The organism is Shewanella sp. SM74 (assembly GCF_025653725.1).
In the GTDB taxonomy this organism is placed as follows: Bacteria; Pseudomonadota; Gammaproteobacteria; order Enterobacterales; family Shewanellaceae; genus Shewanella; species Shewanella oncorhynchi.
The window spans coordinates 1-15,280 of sequence record NZ_JAKKRZ010000001.1 but is presented as its reverse complement, the minus strand read 5'-3'; the positions used below and the strand labels follow the sequence as shown (position 1 = coordinate 15,280).

Genomic DNA, 15,280 nt, shown 5'->3' with positions numbered 1-15,280 from the left:
TTAATTTATTGAAAAATCATGTGGAACACACATGTAGAACTTAGAAACGAATGAGCGCACTGCCCCACGCAAATCCAGCACCAAAGGCCTCAAGCAGCAGTAGTTGTCCGCGCTGAATTCGGCCATCACGTACGGCTTCATCCAATGCAATGGGCACTGACGCGGCAGAAGTATTACCGTGTTTAGCTAAGGTCAATACGACTTTATCAAGACTCATATCGAGCTTTTTAGCGGTAGCATTGATAATTCGGAAGTTGGCTTGATGTGGCACTAACCAGTCAATTTCTGACTTATCGATATTGTTAATGCGTAACGTCTCAGTCACGACATGGGACAATTGAGTCACAGCCACTTTAAAGACATCGTTGCCTTTCATGGTCATAAAACCGACCGCTTCAGAGGTTTCGCCTTTACGTGGTGGGAAAGCGCATTTCAATAAGTCACCTTGGCGACCGTCGGCATAAATGTGGGTCGAAATGATCCCTGGCGTTTCGGATGCGCCTATCACTACCGCGCCCGCACCATCACCAAATAAAATAATCGTTGAACGATCTTCTGGCTCACATAAGCGAGACAGTACATCGGCACCAATCACTAATACTTTTTTAGCCGCGCCCGTTTTTACAAATTGATCGGCAACAGATAAAGCATAAACAAAGCCTGAACACGCCGCTGCGATATCAAAAGCTGGAATGGTATGCACGCCAAGCATGGCTTGAATTTCACAGGCCGCAGCCGGAAAAGCATTGGGAGCACTGGTAGTGCCGCAAACGATCATGTCTAAATCTGATGCTTCTATGCCAGCCATTTCTAGCGCTTTTAATGCCGCTTGATAGCCCATAGTTGAAACGGTTTCATCGAAAGCCGCAATGCGACGTTCTGATATACCTGTACGTTCAACAATCCATTGGTCAGTGGTTTCCACCATTTTTTCCAAATCTTGATTGCTACGCACCTGCACCGGTAGATAACTACCAGTTCCGAGAATTTTTGTATGCATAAGGAGGGATCAGTTATTTATATCTAAAAGAATCGACTCCAAACGATCTTTTATCATTTCAGGGAGTCGACGTTGAGCTTCCGTTACTGCCAAACTAATTGCTTGTAAATAGGCAGTTTCATCCGCGTTTCCATGGCTTTTTACAACTATTCCGCGCAATCCTATCAGACTTGCACCGTTATAGTGGTCGGGGTTCATCTGACTAAGGACCGCCTGGATACGAGGGGCGATAAGTTTAGCCAGAAAACGAACGAATAAACCTTGGGTTAGTCCCCGTTTTAACTGATGTACTAATAACTTGGCAATACCTTCTGAGGTCTTGAGCGTGATGTTACCCACAAACCCATCACAAACAATCACATCCACATTACCGGAATAGATTTCATCCCCTTCGATAAAACCTGTGTAATTGATTTGTTCTGTGTGTTGCAGCAACTGCGCGGCTTGCTGAACTTGGTCATTACCTTTAATTTCTTCAACGCCCACATTGAGCAAGGCGACTTTTGGCCGAGATTTCTTATCTACCGCTTCGCACAGGACTGAGCCCATCACGGCAAACTGAAATAAGGTTTCAGAGTCACAGGAAATATTCGCGCCCAAATCCAACAAATAAACCGGTTTTTGAGTCACCGCAGGTAAACAACTGACTAATGCTGGTCGATCAACACCAGGCAAGGTCTTCAGCAATACTTTCGCCATTGCCATCAGCGCCCCTGTGTTACCGGCACTCACACACGCTTGTGCGCGGTCGTCACGCACTAACTCAATAGCCAATCGCATGGAACTGTTTTTACGTGTACGCAAGGCATGCACAGGCCTATCGGACATACTAACGACTTCATCGGTATGAATGATTTCTATGCGCGAAAGTAAACTCGCTTCGGCTTGACGTAGATAGACATCAATTTCAGTCTTGTCACCGACTAAAATGATTTTAAGAAAAGAATGTAATTGTAGTGCCCGCAAGGCTGCAGGCACCGTGACGTGGGGGCCATGATCACCACCCATTGCATCTAACGCAAGCGTCAGATTCGTCATTAGGAAACCAACAAATTACTTGTTGATTACCTTTTTACCGCGATAGAAGCCATCTGCAGTCACATTGTGACGCATATGGATTTCACCGCTGGTAGCGTCTACAGACAGCTGAGCAGTGCTCAGTGCGTCATGTGAACGGCGCATTCCGCGCTTTGAACGTGATTTTTTGTTCTGTTGTACAGCCATTGGCCTGTCTCCTCGATTACTTGCTCTTCAGTTTTTCTAACACTGCAAACGGATTTGGACGCTCCTCTTGAGCGGGTTCTATCTCGCCTACAACCATGTCTTTAGATCCTGCACTGCAATCAATTTCTTGATGCATTGGGATTATCGGCATAGCGACTATCAATTCATCTTCGATCAATTGATGTAGACGCACTTCGCCAATTTCATTGCACTCAATTGGGTCATACGCATCCGGGAGCTCATCGATTTCTGCTTTAGTCCGACATGGACCAAAACAAAACTCGACCGTAACCTCAGTGGTAAATAGTGTCATGCAACGTTGACATATCAGAGTGAGCTCCGTCACAGCCTTCCCTTTCAGGTAGACTATCCCCTGTAAATCTACGCCACATTCAAGCGACACTGCCACATCGGAACAGTCGCCGGCACATAACTCAGTTAATCTTTTCAGTTGCACACCAGGAACAACGCCCTGATAAACTAGGCGACTCGAGGCGGCGCGAAATGGATCAATTGAAACCGGTATCTTTACTGTTTGCATAAGGCGCGCATATTATAGTTTGAAAACGCTAGAGTCAAAGAAAAAATACTAACTTAAGTCCCAGTTTGCGACTTAAGCCTTTCCCCTGCCCCAACATTGAAATTGACGGAAGCGAAATAGTACCCAAGCATGGGGCCGCATACAAGCGCAAGCCGCCTAAAATAGTCGCATTCATTGAAAAGAAACCGTAAAAGACGAAACTCTTGCACTCTCGCGCATTGATTGGTCACAATATGAGTCACTCTTTTGCGGATATCTCATTATGCCAACCCCATTAATCTTAGCTTCGACGTCTATATATCGACAATCTTTACTGCGAAAACTCGGGTTACCCTTCGAATGCTGCAGTCCTAATATTGACGAAACGGCGTATCTCGAAGAATCGGCCCATGCTTTAGTGCTGCGATTAGCCAAAGCAAAAGCCGTCGCGGGAGCAGAACAATTCCCCGATGGTCTGATTATTGGCTCCGATCAAGTTGCCGTCATTGATGGCAAGATTATCGGTAAACCCCATCATTTTAATAATGCCGTCGCGCAGCTCACTCAAGCCTCAGGCAAGGCCATCACCTTTTATACTGGTCTTGCACTCTATAATGCCAAAACTGGCGCTATGGCCGCCGAGGTTGAACCCTTCACGGTTCATTTTAGGCACCTTAGCCATGCGCAGATTGTGGCTTACATTGAAAAAGAAGAGCCTTATTATTGCGCGGGGAGTTTTAAGAGCGAAGGTTTAGGTATCGCGTTATTTACAGAGCTCGAAGGGCGCGATCCCAATACCTTAGTTGGCTTACCACTGATATTACTGACGGAAATGCTGTTAGCCCAAGGTGTAGACGTTCTTGCTTAAACGTTTGCCAAGGCTTTGTTCTGTTTATTGAATCGATGACACGCATCAAAAATACCGAGCTACTGAGTCGTTTCATCGACGAGAAGATGAGACGTAAATAAAAGTGATAAGGAAGTCTCATGCGCAGCGGCATGTATTGCCGCTCCAGCATTAAATAGCAGTGTTAGAGGTATTGCAGTAATTGCTTTGGTGAATCTATCAAGGCGATAGGTTTTGCCCGCAGCAACTTTTCGGCACTGTGAGCGCCATAGGTCACACCAACGCTATCAATCCCTGCATTGGCCGCCATGGTTAAATCCAGCAGAGAATCACCCACCATTAAGGCTCTGTTCGGTGCAATATTCAATTCTTTCAGCAAGCTTGAGATCATTTCAGGATGGGGTTTGCTGTGCACTTCATCGGCGCAGCGTGATGCAACAAAGTATCGACCTAAGCCTGTTTGCTCAAAGACGCGATCAAGTCCCGCACGGGCTTTACCAGTTGCGACGGCTAACTTATAGCCTTGGCTATGCAAGTCATCAATTAAAGCTGGAGTTTGTACAAACAAGGGAGTTGGCGTGGTGTCTAAATGCAAATACTGTGCTTTAAACTCAGCGCGCATTTGCTGATATTGATCATTTTCGCCTTGGCTGAATGCACTATTAGAATGCTGCTGATGCTGAGAATTGGCAGAAGAAGCGCTGCAATTAAGTCCCTGTGGGAACAGGACTCGCAGCGCTTCTGTCATAGAAAGACCAATAATATCGCGAATGTCACTTTCAGTTGGGATAGGTAACTGCAATGCCTTAGCCATATTTTCAATACAAGTGATAATTTTACCGATGGAATCCATCAGAGTGCCATCCCAATCGAAAATCACTAAATCGTATTGCTTTATCTTCATCCTTGAAACCTATCCCCGTCGATTACGCACGCTTTAACTTATCGAGTAATTGCGACAAATTTTCATCTAAAGGCGCTGAAACCCGCATCACTTCATCATTTTCTGGATGAATGAACATCAATTCAGCGGCATGTAAAAAGAGTCGAGTTAAGCCTAATGCACGCATGCTATCGTCAAATCCTTGCTCGCTGTACTTATCATCACAGGCGATTGGATGACCGGCAAATTGACAATGCACCCGAATTTGATGAGTACGTCCAGTGACAGGGCTTGCCTTCACTAAAGTACAACCTTGGTAACGCTGCATAATTTTAAAGCGCGTTTCTGAAGGTTTACCCTCAGCATTAACACGCACAATGCGCTCACCGGATTTGAGGGTGATTTTCAATAAAGGCTGTTTAACGGCTTTATCTTGAGCAGACCATTCACCTTTAACTAAGGCCAAATAGTCTTTCTGCATCTTTTTATACCGAAGCTGATCATGCAGATGTTTAAGCGCGCTACGCTTTTTCGCCACCAACAACACACCCGAAGTATCTTTATCGAGACGATGTACTAGCTCTAAAAACTTTTGTTGAGGACGCAGTGAACGCAATGCTTCAATCACACCGTAATCGACTCCACTACCACCATGCACGGCAATGCCAGCAGGTTTATTCAGCACGATCAAATGATTGTCTTCATGCAAAATACGATCTTCGAGTTGCGAGACTTTACTTAAGTTCGCCGATGGTGCGGTACGGTTATCCGGCTCTGCCACGCGGACTGGCGGAATACGTACTATGTCGCCAATCTGCAACTTGTACTCGGGTTTGATGCGTTTCTTATTCACTCGAACCTCGCCCTTGCGGACAATGCGATAGATCATGCTTTTCGGCACGCCCTTCAGCTTGGTCATTAAGTAGTTATCGATACGCTGTTCGAAGTGATCTTCATCAATCGTGATCAACTGAACCTGTTGTGGGGTGGATTCTATATTCATGATGCGCCATCTAATTATAACGGTCGCCATTGTACAACAACTGAGAAGAATTGTGCCTTTCCATTGCTGAATTTTTTGATTATTGCTATATTTCACCAGCGATTAGGGATAAGCCGTGAATAAAGTGTTCACAACGCCCTGATCCCAAGCGGAAAATTTAACGGATAAAAAAAGATTTTCTTGATAGCAAATCATTGATTTGCAAATCGTATACAGAGTAAAAATACCACAAATGCGTTTTTTACGATTAAATCGAGAAAGTCACCTTACTTTAATAAGGTTTACCCTAGGTTTTCCTCCCCGATTTCGAAGGATATTTTGACCTGTCGTCAGACAAACCGATTCGACTTGGGCATTACCGGAACGAAACTAAAGAATTTATGGGGTTGGTTGATGTTTTACAACGAATTCCTTGTTTTTGTAATCATTAAAAAATAAGCCATAAATAGGATGCGACACGCAGCGACTGCGTCTAACAGTAATGCGCACCTCTTGCCTAGCCACCAGCCGTGAGGCTCAGTTGATCTACTGCTAGGCCCGTAATGCAGCGAAGCGCGATGTTTGATGACCTCTATTTAAAGAAGAATGACGTCATCATGAAACGTATGTTAATCAATGCAACTCAATCAGAAGAGTTGCGTGTTGCCCTTGTTGATGGGCAACAACTGTATGATCTAGACATTGAAAGCCCAGGTCATGAGCAAAAAAAATCAAACATTTACAAAGGTAAAATTACCCGCGTAGAACCGTCTTTAGAAGCCGCTTTCGTCGACTACGGTGCCGATCGTCACGGCTTTTTGCCACTGAAAGAAATCGCTAGAGAATATTTCCCGAAGGGATATTCGTTCCAAGGTCGCCCAAACATCAAAGAAGTGGTCAGTGAAGGACAGGAAGTTATTGTCCAAATTGACAAAGAAGAACGCGGCAATAAAGGTGCAGCCTTAACGACCTTCATCAGCCTTGCAGGCTCTTACTTAGTATTAATGCCAAACAACCCACGTGCTGGCGGGATTTCTCGTCGTATCGAAGGTGATGAACGCACTGAGCTAAAAGAAGCGATGGCTGACTTAGAAGTGCCTGCGGGCATGGGTCTTATCGTGCGTACTGCGGGTGTAGGCAAAGAATCTGCCGAGTTAAAGTGGGACTTAAAAGTTCTACAACACCACTGGGCGGCGATCACCGAAGCTTCACAAGTTAAAGGCGCACCTTTCTTAATTCACCAAGAAAGCAATGTGATAGTTCGCGCTATTCGTGACTATTTACGCCGTGACGTGGGCGAAATCCTTATCGATCATCCACGTATTTTTGAAGAAGCGAAGCAACATATCGCCTTAGTTCGCCCTGATTTCGTTGAGCGCGTAAAACTGTACGAAGCTGAAGTGCCATTATTCACTCACTTCCAAATCGAATCACAAATTGAATCCGCCTTCCAACGCGAAGTACGTCTGCCATCTGGCGGTTCGATTGTTATCGACCCAACTGAAGCGTTAACCTCAATCGATATCAACTCTGCCCGTGCCACTAAAGGCGGCGATATTGAAGAAACAGCACTTAACACTAACCTCGAAGCCGCCGATGAAATTGCCCGTCAATTGCGTCTCCGCGACTTAGGGGGCTTAGTGGTTATTGACTTTATCGATATGACGCCAGTGCGTCATCAGCGTGAAGTTGAAAACCGTTTACGTGATGCTGTGCACCATGATCGTGCTCGCGTGCAGTTAGGTCGCATTTCTCGTTTCGGTTTGATGGAAATGTCGCGTCAACGTCTGCGCCCCTCTTTAGAAGAATCTGCAGCGCATATCTGCCCTCGCTGTCATGGCCAAGGCACGATTCGCAGTACCGAGTCTTTAGCACTGTCAATTTTACGTTTGATGGAAGAAGAAGCCATCAAAGAAAACACCTCACAAATCGAAGCGATTGTGCCTGTGGATGTTGCAGCTTTCTTGTTAAACGAGAAACGCAAAGCCATTCGCATCACAGAACAGCGTCACGATGTCGAAGTGTATGTGATACCTGACGCACACATGATGACGCCTGATTACCGCGTGATCCGTCACCGTAGTGATGATGAAATCAGTGAATCAAGCTATAAGCGTATAGAGCATCCTGAAGCCAAATTGTATGAGCCACGCAAACTGGAACGTACTGCGGCGCCTATTCCGGCATTAAAAGGTTTTGCAGCGCCACAAAAAGTAGAACAAGCCCCATCACCAACGGTGAAAGTTGAAGCGCCACAACCAGGATTCTTCAGCAAGCTTGTGAGTGCAATCAGTGCCATGTTTGCGCCAAGTGAACAAGCTGAACCCGTAAAAGTTGTTGAAACTAAATCAACGGATATCAGTGCGGCTAACGCAAATCGCCGTAACCGTCGTAATGACACTCGCCGCCCACGCAATGCCCAAGATGCCGACAAAGCAAAAGAAGGCACTCGTGAGCCGCGTAGCCGCAATCCAAAAAAGCCGACTGATGCAGTAGTCAGCACACAAGAACGTCCAGTTCGCGAAAAAGAAGAAACGGCTAAACGTCCAGCTAAAGCTGAACCGAAGCCACGCGTACAAGCGCCAAAAGATGTTGTTGCCGACATTGAAGCAGATGATGCCCCTAAGCAAGAAGTCGCCCGCGAGCGTCGTCAGCGCCGTAACATGCGTCGTAAGGTGCGTATCGATAATGGCCATAATACGCCAGATAATGCGATCCCAATTGCACCTGAAGATGCCGCAGAAGTGTTAGCGGAAATTGCAGCCCTTAACGCCGCAGCGGCAAGTACTATCAGTGTTAATGCCAAAGCTGAAGTCATTGCCCAAACGCCAGTAGAAACTAAAGCGCCAAGAACACGTCGCCAGCCTCGTAAGGAAGCTGCACCTGCTCAAGAAGCGCAAGAAAATATTGTGCTAGAAGAGACAACTGTAATTTCTACTGTAGTAGAAACACCTGCTGTTGATGCTGTTAACGTAGCTGAAAACACCTTGGTTGACACAGCAGCTCATACTGTAGCAGCGGATGCTGTATCGCAAGATAGCGAAGTTGATGCAGACAACGAAAATGCGAATGCTGATGATCAATCAAAACGCGAGCAAAGAGATGGTCAACGTCGTAGCCGTCGTAGCCCTCGCCACCTTCGTGCAGCGGGTCAACGTCGTCGTCGCGACGAAGATGACCAAGGGACATCAACGCCAGCGCAATTCGTTCCTAATGACGAATTAGGTGCGGACCAAGAGTACCCAAGCGAAATCGTCAGTGTTCGAGTGGAAACTCCTGTTGTTGCAACTCAAACAACAGCGGTAACTGAACCGGCCGTTAAAACTGCTGACGTCGAAATAGCTGAAACCAGTTCAACTCCAGCTGTTGAAGCTCCTGCTGTTGTTAAAGTAGAAGCAAAAGTTGAGCCTCAGCCTCAAGCAAATGACGTTGCAGCAGTTGAAACTCAGCAAGTTGAAACTAAACCTGTTGTGACTAAAACCACTGAAACGAAAGCGGAAGAGCCAAAGGCTGCTGACGTAAAAGTTGACCTTGCGTCAATCGTTGAAACTCAGGTGACCAGCGTGACTGCTGAAGCCGTAGTCGTTGCAGTCCCATCAGTTGAAAGCTCAGTGACTAAATCAGTAGCAGTACCCAAAACTGAAGCAGCTAAACCCGAAACACTTGTCGAGCCAAGTGTTGCACCGAGCGCTGAAGTAAAAGAAGCCGTGAAAGCAACAGCCTCTGCGCCAATGGCCAGACCGGCTGCTATCGCTAAGCCTCAAGCCACAGTACAAACAGCTCCAACAACACCGCAAATCACGGATGCAGTTGTTGTCAGCAAGCCGAAAGCGGCCAGCCGCTTTGGCTCTATGGTGTCTTCGGATATGACCAAGCCTGTCGTTGAAGTGAGAGAACAAGTGGCAGTCCCTAAAGGACGAGAGTATGAGAATACTGCGAACGAAGAGTCTACTGCCAAAATCAAACTCGCTAATGGTGCAGAGTCTGATATGGCACGTCCATAATCACTTAAGCTAAACCAGAAAAGCCATGCAATTGCATGGCTTTTTTATTTACACTTAATACTCCACAATATTTAAATTTAGCTCTATCCATTTTTCGGCTTAATCGTAGTCCCTTGAATAACATAACCCATCAAAAGATCCTCGGTATATAGTTCTCAACTTTAAGTATTCTTGTATTGTCACTAACGTCACATTAGAAGCAATAAACATGCTAACAAAATATTAGGTCAATACCGCCAGTAGAAAGGGCACTTAATCCATTTAGTGCTAACTGTAGACCTCTCCTTTATAAGTTAGGGAAACTAGTCGAGGGAGAACATTATTCCGCTATAAAGTAGCCGATAATTAAGTTGGATTAGCAACCTAAAGCTTCTGTCGGAAATGCTTAAATGTACGAAATGCAAGGCATCTCAATAGCAATATTCATTTTTTGGTCGGCTCCAAACTACATCATAAATAAGCTAGTGTTCTTTAATATCAAGCACTAAATGCTTTGCCAGCCTCAACTCTTTACTACAAGGCTTTCAGCCTTAGGTGCAGCTTAGTATATGTAGGATAACTAAGTGCAAGAAATGTAAATGCACCAATCATATTCGGCAATATCTGAAGCCACTGATTTACAAAAAATGAATGATTAGACACATTCGCGTTTGACATTGAATATAAGATTACGCAAAAAATAAACTCGATAAGAGCAAGCGTTAAGAGTTAGCATATAATGGAATTGAATGTTACAGGGGTAAAAATAAGGAGAGTGTATCAAATGGTTTTATTGAAAATTTTGGAGATATCAAAATTGGGATCTAACAGAGAAAGATTAGATGATTAACTTCAGATTTAAGCATTAAATTAATGCGACATGTTAAGTGGATCTCGTCGCTTATACTGGATTCAACAATCTAAACTAAATGAAATCTTATTTTCGCACAAATAAAAAGAGCCACGGAATTAACCATAGCCCTTTAATCCATTGCTATCAGCTCTAGGCTAACAGCACTGAAAATTAACCAATGATAGTTACGTTTTCAGCTTGTGGACCTTTTTGACCTTGAGTCACAGTGAAAGACACTTTTTGGCCTTCATCAAGAGTTTTGAAACCGTCAGAGTTGATCGCACGGAAGTGTACGAATACATCTGGACCAGATTCTTGCTCAATGAATCCGAAACCTTTGTCAGAGTTGAACCACTTAACAACACCAGTAACTTGAGACATAATATAAATCCTGTAAATAAAAAATTAAAGCCTTAACGGCGGGTGGAGCTGGAAAATGCCGGTATTACTTATGTTTACAGGACGAACTGGTCGTATTGAACACATAAATATAAGCCCAACCTTCAAGCTGATAAGACTATAAACCATTCTAAAGATAAGTCAACACACTGCGACACTTTGGATTATTTATTTTGCCTAAATCTACTTTACGGTTTTGCAACCGGCTAGCAGAACACTAGGTTCATGCTGTTTAGCCGGTACAGTTAAGCATTTTAAATAATTTATTTCAATAGCTTAATCTTATCGCTTACTTTGAAATCCGATGCACTTCAATTTGGAAATCCAATTCACAGTTCAGTCCTTGCAACGCAAATGCTTGCTTTTGGGCATGAGTAAACTTCCAGGCATAGGGCGTCATTTCTAAAAAATGAGCGATATGTTCACTATTTGCCAGCTCTAACTGGGAGATTAAGCGTTCCTGATGAAGACACTCAAATCCAGCAATATGCGCTGTGGAAACGGGATGTAATCTTGGCTCAGCATAAATTTGTTGTTTCAACGCAAAATGGTGTAAAGGTCCCGGAGAAACCGTTATCAGTAAGCCTCCATCAGCCATAATTCGTTGTAACTCTTCTACTTTTGAAGGGGCATAAATACGAATGGCAAGATCGACACTTTGGGATGCGATTGGCATTTCATAGGCACTTGCGACACAAAATTGCAAATTAGGGTAACGTTTAGCTGCATATTTAATCGCAGACTTAGAAATATCTATACCTTGTAAATTGCAATCATGGTGCTGGCTCAACACATGGAATAAACGTTGACTGTAGTACCCTTCCCCACAGCCTATATCGAGGATTTGTTTTGCTTCGGCACCAAACTCAAGTGCGAGCTCATTCACTCTATCACTCAAACCTTGATAGTAACCCGCGTTTAAAAATTCACGCCGAGCAAACATCATCTGTTTATTATCACCAGGATCTTTTGAGTTTTTCTTCTGTACAGGCAATAAGTTGACATAGCCTTCTTTGGCCATATCAAACTTATGTTGCTGTGAACAACCCCAAGTTCGCTCCGTTAACGTCAGTGGGGCGGCACACAGGGGACATAAATAATACATAATGGACTCTTATCATTTAGCTAAATTTGGGTAAAAAGTTTATGTTTCGTCTTCCATCAATCGATCTACCATCAGGGTCAATTCCGGTGAAGCGAGTAATTCATAACACTCTAATTTTCTTAATAGCTTATCAGTGTTATCAACATCATTAGCAGCGCGGCTGTAGTTTGGTCGCTCAAACATATGGGTATAGGTTCTAAATAACCATTGTTGTTTCTGCAGTAGCAAGGGATCGATCCTTAATACTTCATCAGCAAGACTGGCGTGACATTGACCAAGCTCCCCGCGCATAAACGACTGCAATTCTAATCTAACCTGCTCGATTTCGGTCATGTAAATTGCAAGAGATTCAGATGATGCGGCATAGTCGTAGTGCCTTGCTAACAGTGCTTTAGCAACCATTAACGCTTTGGGCTCATGCAAAACCCGCAAATCCGCTTCTAAGGGTACTAACTCAAACTTTGAATTGGCTTGTAAGGCAAAAGTTAAGTAACTATCTGCACCTATTAAGTCATTATCTGCATCTAAATGACGAGTCGTATCTAAGGTAAAAGATACACCTCGCCTCAATTCAGCCGCACAAAATTTCGCAGCAGTTCCCATCCGTGTATAAAGCCTAAAACCTTGCCCAAGGCTGCGGGTTATTGGTGTATTGAAAGCCTGAGGACTTTGCGGTAACGATTCGACCTTAAGACCCATAAACGGCTGGAAGCGGATGACTATATTTTGCTGAATTCCGGCTTCAGCTATAACGATAATCTCTAGTAAAGGGGCATTGATCGCCTGTGACACAATAAAATCACTCACATCGTCGGGTAGCCGTAATGTGAGTATTGATGCCTTTTCAATATCAAGCACCATAGGTTCATTTAGAAATTGATGGTACATAAGACATTATTCTCCTATTTAACCGCAATTGTACCGTCCAATACCAATTAAAATCACCCCGTAAACCATTACCCTCGCAAGATATGACTTAATCTTCATGATGCCGTAAATCGGCATTCGAGAAATAGTAGTGACATTGCGTGGTAGCATATTTATGCCTCCAGTGATCTATAACGTTAAGCACAGGAAGATGTAAGTGACGTATACAATGAACTTCACGTAACCATTCACCCAATGTAAAACTCACGATGCACCCAGCCCAGAAAGTGGCGAGCCTAGTCAGCATTGTTAGACATTGCTCGGCTTAGCGCCAGAAAACCATTCTGTATGCTGGTCACCTTGACGGCCAAAATAGGTTACACGTTTACCTCGCAAAAACACGAAATAACCTTGAACTCCAGCATTCATAGCGCGCTGGCAGAAAAGCCGAAATGTTTGCCCATGCTGCTGACTATCCAAGATGGCGGCTCTGAGTTCAATCACATTAAAATTTTCAGCAATTAATGGAAGCCCCTCAAATGATAAAGGTGCTTGCACTGTAGAACCTGCTGCGCTATAGAAAGTAAATGACTTCGTGGCATAGTCTACATAGTAATACTCGACACCTTCAGCAATAAGATTGCCGACAATTTGAGGAAATGGTGTTAACCCAGACAAGGTTGCTTGCGCAGATTCTAAAATTTTATCTGAGTTCATTGATGTCCTCTCTGGGTCTTGAGTGGTCAATTTATATGTTTAACATCAGCAGTAGAGCCAAAGTGATAGCACTGTAAAAACGTGGAGCATGCGCCAGCGCTGGTTAAACGCTCAAAGCACGTACTCATAAATGATTAACGCAATAAACACGACCTTCAAACTTCCCCAAAATCGTTGCCAGACTACAAACACGTTTATGCATATATAACGTAAAGCCATATTAAAAACACTATGGCCAAACAACATAAGGACTTTAAAATATTCTGCGAGCCACTCGCACCCAGTGCCAACACCGTTGGGCTGTCTAAATTGATTTACAACTCACATAAACCCAAACTAAAAAAATGTATCATTTACGCTCATCATCAGTTTCTTTATCCCGCAAGCCACCTAGGCTACTGCTAAAATAAGCACACCGAATCAATTTCAACCTCTAGTAATGAGTTTATTGATGGATAATTTACAGCGACTGGGCATTATTTTTTGTATTCTTTCCCTGTGGGTCTTGGCAAACATACCCGTCACTTATGCTAATGATCAATTCATTATCAATCAGTCAGAATCCAAGCTTGATCACAGATATCAGTATACTTATGACCTTTTACAATTAGTTATTGATGCAACCAAAGCCGATTTTGGTGAAGCATCACTGCAAGTCTCAGATCTAATAATGAGTCGAAATCGTATCTTCAGAGCATTACAAGAGGGTGAAACCATCAATGTTATTGCAGAAGCCTCTAACCTACAGTGGAATAAACAGCTTATTCCAATAAAAATTCCTATTAGAAAAGGCATTCAGGGATTTAGAATTTTTATTATTAAAAAGGAAAATGTACCTAGGTTAGCCCAAATCACCTCGCTAGCGCAGTTAACTGCTCTTGATACTGGTTCAGGTAGCCAATGGTCAACTAAAGTTGCCATGCAACAAGCAGGATTTAAGATTATAGAAAGCAATCAATATGACAGTTTATTTAATATGTTATCAAAAGGACGGTTTATAACATTTGGCCGCGGAGTGAATGAAGTCTTTCAAGAGGTTAAGCAGTTTAATCAACAATATCCAGATCTCGTTGTTGATGAAAGCATCATGCTACATATTCCGCTAGCGACATATTATTATGTTTCACCTAACAAACCTCGCTTAGCTCAGCGAATACAAATTGGCCTCCAGAGAATTATCGATAATGGTCAATTTGACCAGTTATTTTATCAACGCCATTGCGATTTTTTGATAAAAAGTAAATTTAATCAACGATTAGTTTTAAAAATTGACAATCCTTTTATATCTGAATCAGAAATGACTTCCATTGTCGGTAAAGATTTCTTACTCAATCCAATGGATGACTTTTCCATATTATGTAAGAAATATCATTGAATAGGCTTCATCAGATAAACGCTTTGGGTCCGTCATGACTTAAAAAAATCTCTCGGAAAATGGGATAAAAAACAGCAAGTCGCGGCTTGAATTGAAGGAGGTTAGATTTTTGGCCTTGGGTATCTAGAAATCAAACGAAAACCTTCAAGGCCATTAGCCTTGAAGGAAACTTTTTAGAATTGCACTCTGACACCAATAGCCACTGAGCGACCTGGCATAGGGGATAAATGCCTTAGGAAACTGTTATGTGGGCGCGCATCTACATCGGTAAGATTATCCCCGAATTCAACTCCGAAGTGCGACACTCGACAATTAAGCAGCTAACTGGTGAAACACCACCGCAGGCTGCTTAAACTTCAAACACTTTTTGGGTCGATAGTTAATTCTATTCTGAGCAAATTCGATTAATTCATTACTCACTAGCCTCAAATCAACCCCTTTTTTGACGTACTGCCGCAGTAATCCATTGGCGTTTTCATTCGCACCACGTTCACAAGAACGATAAGGGTGCGCAAAATACACCTG

The 15,280-nt window shown here is 43.6% G+C and carries 13 protein-coding genes and 1 pseudogene; 3 read left to right on the top strand and 11 right to left on the bottom strand.

The window, feature by feature from the left end; translation table 11 throughout:
• Positions 1–40 precede the first annotated feature (40 nt).
• From L5M49_RS00070 to yceD, 4 genes are read right to left on the bottom strand one after another with little or no spacing between them, the layout of a single operon-like run.
• Positions 41–1,000 (bottom strand): beta-ketoacyl-ACP synthase III, encoded by a 960-nt coding sequence (locus L5M49_RS00070; RefSeq protein WP_028760369.1) that lies wholly within the window; start codon positions 998–1,000, stop codon positions 41–43.
• A gap of 9 nt (positions 1,001–1,009) precedes the next feature.
• Positions 1,010–2,038, bottom strand: a complete 1,029-nt coding sequence (plsX, locus tag L5M49_RS00065) for a phosphate acyltransferase PlsX (RefSeq protein ID WP_028760370.1) — start codon at positions 2,036–2,038, stop codon at positions 1,010–1,012.
• Positions 2,039–2,053: 15 nt separating this feature from the next.
• Positions 2,054–2,224: a 50S ribosomal protein L32 gene (rpmF, locus tag L5M49_RS00060; RefSeq protein WP_006081226.1), complete on the bottom strand. Its 171-nt coding sequence runs from the start codon at positions 2,222–2,224 to the stop codon at positions 2,054–2,056.
• Positions 2,225–2,240: 16 nt separating this feature from the next.
• Entirely contained in the window at positions 2,241–2,765 is a 525-nt protein-coding gene (gene yceD, locus L5M49_RS00055; protein WP_028760371.1) for a 23S rRNA accumulation protein YceD, read from the bottom strand.
• Between the two features lie 262 nt (positions 2,766–3,027).
• Between yceD and L5M49_RS00050 the strand changes: the two genes are divergently transcribed.
• A complete protein-coding gene (locus L5M49_RS00050; protein WP_263265218.1) occupies positions 3,028–3,612 on the top strand; it encodes a Maf family protein in 585 nt (194 codons plus the stop codon).
• Between the two features lie 163 nt (positions 3,613–3,775).
• Here L5M49_RS00050 and L5M49_RS00045 read toward each other — a convergent pair whose 3' ends face one another.
• Together L5M49_RS00045 and rluC are read right to left on the bottom strand one after the other, a co-directional pair.
• Positions 3,776–4,495: an HAD family hydrolase gene (locus tag L5M49_RS00045; RefSeq protein ID WP_131523927.1), complete on the bottom strand. Its 720-nt coding sequence runs from the start codon at positions 4,493–4,495 to the stop codon at positions 3,776–3,778.
• Between the two features lie 22 nt (positions 4,496–4,517).
• Positions 4,518–5,477 (bottom strand): 23S rRNA pseudouridine(955/2504/2580) synthase RluC, encoded by a 960-nt coding sequence (gene rluC / locus L5M49_RS00040; protein WP_105252860.1) that lies wholly within the window; start codon positions 5,475–5,477, stop codon positions 4,518–4,520.
• A gap of 542 nt (positions 5,478–6,019) precedes the next feature.
• Between rluC and rne the strand changes: the two genes are divergently transcribed.
• Positions 6,020–9,460 carry a ribonuclease E gene (gene rne / locus L5M49_RS00035; protein WP_263265217.1) on the top strand — a complete coding sequence of 1,147 codons (3,441 nt, stop codon included), beginning with the start codon at positions 6,020–6,022 and terminating at the stop codon, positions 9,458–9,460.
• Positions 9,461–10,463: 1,003 nt separating this feature from the next.
• On the opposite strand, the gene L5M49_RS00030 is transcribed toward rne, so the two are convergent.
• The 4 genes from L5M49_RS00030 to L5M49_RS00015 all read right to left on the bottom strand — a co-directional run bounded on the left by L5M49_RS00030 (position 10,464) and on the right by L5M49_RS00015 (position 13,380).
• Positions 10,464–10,673, bottom strand: a complete 210-nt coding sequence (locus L5M49_RS00030) for a cold-shock protein (RefSeq protein WP_011789734.1) — start codon at positions 10,671–10,673, stop codon at positions 10,464–10,466.
• A 307-nt stretch (positions 10,674–10,980) separates the two neighbouring features.
• A complete protein-coding gene (gene rlmA, locus L5M49_RS00025) occupies positions 10,981–11,796 on the bottom strand; it encodes a 23S rRNA (guanine(745)-N(1))-methyltransferase (protein WP_263235490.1) in 816 nt (271 codons plus the stop codon).
• A 39-nt stretch (positions 11,797–11,835) separates the two neighbouring features.
• Positions 11,836–12,684: a hypothetical protein gene (locus L5M49_RS00020; protein WP_263265216.1), complete on the bottom strand. Its 849-nt coding sequence runs from the start codon at positions 12,682–12,684 to the stop codon at positions 11,836–11,838.
• Between the two features lie 288 nt (positions 12,685–12,972).
• Positions 12,973–13,380 carry a DUF1398 domain-containing protein gene (locus L5M49_RS00015; protein ID WP_263265215.1) on the bottom strand — a complete coding sequence of 136 codons (408 nt, stop codon included), beginning with the start codon at positions 13,378–13,380 and terminating at the stop codon, positions 12,973–12,975.
• Between the two features lie 451 nt (positions 13,381–13,831).
• Here L5M49_RS00015 and L5M49_RS00010 point away from each other — a divergent pair, with 451 nt between their 5' ends.
• Positions 13,832–14,755 (top strand): hypothetical protein, encoded by a 924-nt coding sequence (locus L5M49_RS00010; RefSeq protein WP_263235497.1) that lies wholly within the window; start codon positions 13,832–13,834, stop codon positions 14,753–14,755.
• A 312-nt stretch (positions 14,756–15,067) separates the two neighbouring features.
• Here L5M49_RS00010 and L5M49_RS00005 read toward each other — a convergent pair.
• Positions 15,068–15,280, bottom strand: a pseudogene (locus L5M49_RS00005) (IS30 family transposase); the annotation flags it as partial.

Coding starts and splice junctions, on each gene's coding strand:
- L5M49_RS00070 (WP_028760369.1), bottom strand. CDS start 1,000: ATGCATACAAAAATTCTCGGAACTGGTAGTTATCTACCGGTGCAGGTG.
- plsX (WP_028760370.1), bottom strand. CDS start 2,038: ATGACGAATCTGACGCTTGCGTTAGATGCAATGGGTGGTGATCATGGC.
- rpmF (WP_006081226.1), bottom strand. CDS start 2,224: ATGGCTGTACAACAGAACAAAAAATCACGTTCAAAGCGCGGAATGCGC.
- yceD (WP_028760371.1), bottom strand. CDS start 2,765: ATGCAAACAGTAAAGATACCGGTTTCAATTGATCCATTTCGCGCCGCC.
- L5M49_RS00050 (WP_263265218.1), top strand. CDS start 3,028: ATGCCAACCCCATTAATCTTAGCTTCGACGTCTATATATCGACAATCT.
- L5M49_RS00045 (WP_131523927.1), bottom strand. CDS start 4,495: ATGAAGATAAAGCAATACGATTTAGTGATTTTCGATTGGGATGGCACT.
- rluC (WP_105252860.1), bottom strand. CDS start 5,477: ATGAATATAGAATCCACCCCACAACAGGTTCAGTTGATCACGATTGAT.
- rne (WP_263265217.1), top strand. CDS start 6,020: ATGCAGCGAAGCGCGATGTTTGATGACCTCTATTTAAAGAAGAATGAC.
- L5M49_RS00030 (WP_011789734.1), bottom strand. CDS start 10,673: ATGTCTCAAGTTACTGGTGTTGTTAAGTGGTTCAACTCTGACAAAGGT.
- rlmA (WP_263235490.1), bottom strand. CDS start 11,796: ATGTATTATTTATGTCCCCTGTGTGCCGCCCCACTGACGTTAACGGAG.
- L5M49_RS00020 (WP_263265216.1), bottom strand. CDS start 12,684: ATGTACCATCAATTTCTAAATGAACCTATGGTGCTTGATATTGAAAAG.
- L5M49_RS00015 (WP_263265215.1), bottom strand. CDS start 13,380: ATGAACTCAGATAAAATTTTAGAATCTGCGCAAGCAACCTTGTCTGGG.
- L5M49_RS00010 (WP_263235497.1), top strand. CDS start 13,832: ATGGATAATTTACAGCGACTGGGCATTATTTTTTGTATTCTTTCCCTG.